Here is a 3,674-nt window from a genome sequence, read left to right as displayed (position 1 = left end):
GAGTCTTTGATACTCGTGAATGAGTCTTTGATACTCGGCAACGAGTCTTTGATACTTGTGAATGAGTCTTTAATACTCGGCAACGAGTCTTTGATACTCGGCAACGAGTCTTTGATACTCATTTACGGCAATTATCGCAATGTCCGCAACGCAAGTTAGCTGCTTCTTTATCAAAACCAAAGGCATTTAACAAAAACTGCCAACGACACTGCTTAGTTGTCAGGTATTGCTGCATCTGTTTAGCGGCGTGTAATTGCGTCGGTGAATGATTTCCCGCTTTTTGAGCAATGGTGTAATGAAAAGGATCAAGCCAGTTTAGCTGACCGTTGCTGTGGAGTAAAGCTAGTGCCGTCGCACCTTCGGGAAATTGTCGAGTTACTGCATTCACTTCTCCCTGTTTTGGTAATTTTTTCACAAGTTGCTGCGCTATTTGTTGTTGCGATCGCATTTTTTCTTGAAAAAACTCCTGTCTTTGCTTATCCTCTGGATCTAACCATCCCGTAGGTTCACTTACCAGCGTCAACGCTTCTGCTGGTTTCCCATCCCTTCCAGCGCGGCCTATTTCTTGCACATATTCAGATAGCAAATGTGGTGCGTGAAAGTGGGCAACCCACCTGACATTGCTTTTATTAATCCCCATACCAAACGCACAGGTACACACAACAAAGGGAATTTTACCACTTAACCAGCTTGCTTCTACTTCACGGCGTTCGGTTGCACCCAATCCTGCATGATAACTAGCTGTTGCATAACCCATCTCTGCTAACCATTCGGCTAAATCTTCGCTATCTCTCCTGGTGCGAACATAAACTAACCCCGATTGTTGCGGTCTATTTTGAATAAACTTTAATAATTGTTGTTTTCTACCTCGTGGTGTCCAAGCAATGCGAACGCTGGGATGCAAATTCGGACGGTAGGGATTCAACCGGAAAATCTCTGGTTGCTGTAATTGTAAAACTGTTTGAATAATCTTTTGGGCTAACGGGTCAGCAGTAGCAGTAAAAGCGGCGATGCTGATTTTTGTTCCTAGTGGTTTTGATTTTAGCAATGCCGGACGCACAGCCCCTAATCTGCGATAAGCTGGGCGAAACGTGTCTCCCCACTGCACTAAACAATGAGCTTCATCCAAAATTAAGCCATTAATTTGCAATTGCGGCTGACATAATCTTTCCCACACTGGCGCACTTAGCAAAGTTTCTGGGGACAAATAAAGCAATCTTAGCTGTTGACGTTCTAAAGCTTGCAGAGTTGCACGGCGTTGAGATGAGGGTAATTCACTATGCAAAAGTGCTGCTTTTTGATTGCTTTGTAATAGTTCCTGAACTTGATTTTCCATCAACGCCACTAAGGGCGAAACTACCAAAGTTAATCCTGTTTGTAGTAGCGCGGGAAGTTGAAAACAAATCGATTTTCCGCCACCTGTAGGCATAATAATCAGCGCATCTTTTTGTGACAATAAACTGCTGACAATTTCTCCTTGTGGCGGACGGAAATCTTCATAACCCCAGATTTTTTTAAACGTAGCGAGAACTTCTTGCCAAGATTTTATTGTAGGCTGATTCATAATCAATAGTAGATACACCTATATCCTTGAAAACTGAATATAGCCTCTGTTATTCAGTTAATGGTTCAGTAATTTCATCATCTCAGGTTGCAATCCACGGACTACAAGAAGGAATTAGAACTGATTGTTATAAAAACCAAAAATTAGAAATAGCTTAACTGAAGGCTTGACTCACCCGCCTGGAACTAAAGTTCCAGGCTAACAGCTAAAGTCTACTGAAGTAGACTAAAGATTTTGGGTATATTTAGTCATCTTCAGATGACTTTTGCTATTAGCAAGGAACTTCAGTTCCTTGCGGGACATGACTTTTACGTTGATTATTTTGGAGCTAACTTCAATGTCCCAGCAGTACTAGCTGTAACATTCTTTCGTTCCCACAGCATGGGGTGATATTCAATTTTGCGCCAGGGGTCAACCATATCGTTGTAGTGGGTATGAAAAGCATGTCCTGATTGTCCAGGAGTATGAATCGCTATTGAGTTATCCAAGTTTCCCAAATCTACAATCATCCGCAGTGAAGGAATATCAGTCACTTCAAAGGATTCATTTGCTCTCCATCGGTTAGCATTGACTGTTTCGCCATTACCAGCCGTGGCAAATGCACCACGATTAAATAAAGCTTCAATCGGTGCAACTCCAGATTTACCCAAGGTGGCGTTTTTAAAAGTAACAGTATGCAGGTTGCCCCAATTCCAGTTTTGCGGGTCTTTGCTTTGAATACGTTCTAGTTCATCCACGGCTTTTGTAAAGGACTGCCGCAGGATTTGGTCGCGGTTCTCAACTTCTGGGGTATTGCGATTATCCCACCAAAAACTATTGGGCTGTTTGACTAAATTTGCTACCACAGCATACCAGCGATCGCCTCCATCAGGAAAGTACTTTTCAGGCAACTGATCGTGAAACGTATCTGCTAGCAAGTGTTTCCAAAATATTTCAAATAAGGCAGCCGCAGGCGATGTCATTTCCAACTGCAAATTCCAATCTAATAGCAGTTTTTGGGCTGCTTGCAAGCGGGGGGTATCAACTGTGATAGATTTTAGTAGTGGTACTAGTGTTTGTGCATTGAGATTGCGATCGTCACCCTGTATCTGTTGCACATCCTTCAGGGAAATCGGCTGTGCCTGTTGTGAAATCATCTCAACGATGCGCTGTGCCCGATAGCCATAAACCCAGTCTGCGGTAATCAGGTAAGGATATTCACGCATAACTAAATTATTGGCAGTAGCAATATAACCTTGGGATGGATTAAAACTTTTGGGCAACTGCTCAAAGTCAATATAGCCTTGCCATTCATATTCATCCGTCCAACCAGGAACGGGATAACGCCCATCTCCCTTTGCTCGGATGGGAAATTTACCAGGCATTTGGTAGCCAATATTGCCATGAATGTCAGCGTACACTAAGTTTTGAGCAGGGACATCGTAATTCCTGGCAGCAGTACGGAATTCCTGCCAGTTTTGGGCGCGATTGATCTGGGGAATAGCATACCCTAGTTTGGAAGGTGCTAGGGCCGTCCAGCGCAGGGCTACGGCGTAGTTTTGAGGTAATTTTATAGGCTGACTGTGTTTGAATTCCTTCAGATTAGGCGAAACATCAGAGAGAATCGGCCCATGTCGGGTATAACGCACCGTTTGAACAATCGGCTGACTTCCTGCAACTTGAATCGTCTCTTGCACAAGTTGCATATCAACCCATTTGCCATTTACCTCATACTGGTTGGGGTTTTTCGGGTTGATTTTCTCGATGTATAAATCCATCACATCAGATTGTACATTGGTAACACCCCAGGCAATGCGATCGCTATGACCGATAATTACTCCAATCATTCCCGCAAAAGAAAACCCGGTAACGTTGTAAGGACATTCTGCACTCTTGGGCGTACAGTGCAAACCAACCTCATACCAGATAGAAGGTATTTGCACACCTAAATGAGGGTCATTCGCCAAAATGGGCTTACCCGTAACTGTCCTCTGACCAGATATCACCCAGTTGTTCGAGCCAATACCTATACCCGTAGGGCCTATAAGTTCTTCCAAAGCCATCATCGGCTTAGTAATTGACTCTAAAGCACGGAAGACATCTGGAGAATTAAAAAGCACCTCAACATTAT

At 43.5% G+C, this 3,674-nt stretch carries 2 protein-coding genes; both read right to left on the bottom strand.

Going from position 1 to position 3,674, the window contains the following annotated elements; all coding sequences use genetic code 11:
- Positions 1-118 precede the first annotated feature (118 nt).
- Complete coding sequence (locus ACFE90_RS37085) at positions 119-1,564, bottom strand: RecQ family ATP-dependent DNA helicase (RefSeq protein WP_375507225.1); 1,446 nt, start codon at positions 1,562-1,564, stop codon at positions 119-121.
- 317 nt (positions 1,565-1,881) lie between these two features.
- Positions 1,882-3,674: penicillin acylase family protein (locus ACFE90_RS37080; RefSeq protein WP_375507224.1), on the bottom strand; the 1,793-nt coding region annotated here is incomplete at its 5' end.

Origin of the sequence: uncultured Nostoc sp., from assembly GCF_964245445.1 — a bacterium.
GTDB lineage: Bacteria > Cyanobacteriota > Cyanobacteriia > Cyanobacteriales > Nostocaceae > Nostoc.
Note: the sequence above shows the minus strand (reverse complement) of the source record. Positions and strands in the feature narration are given on the sequence as shown.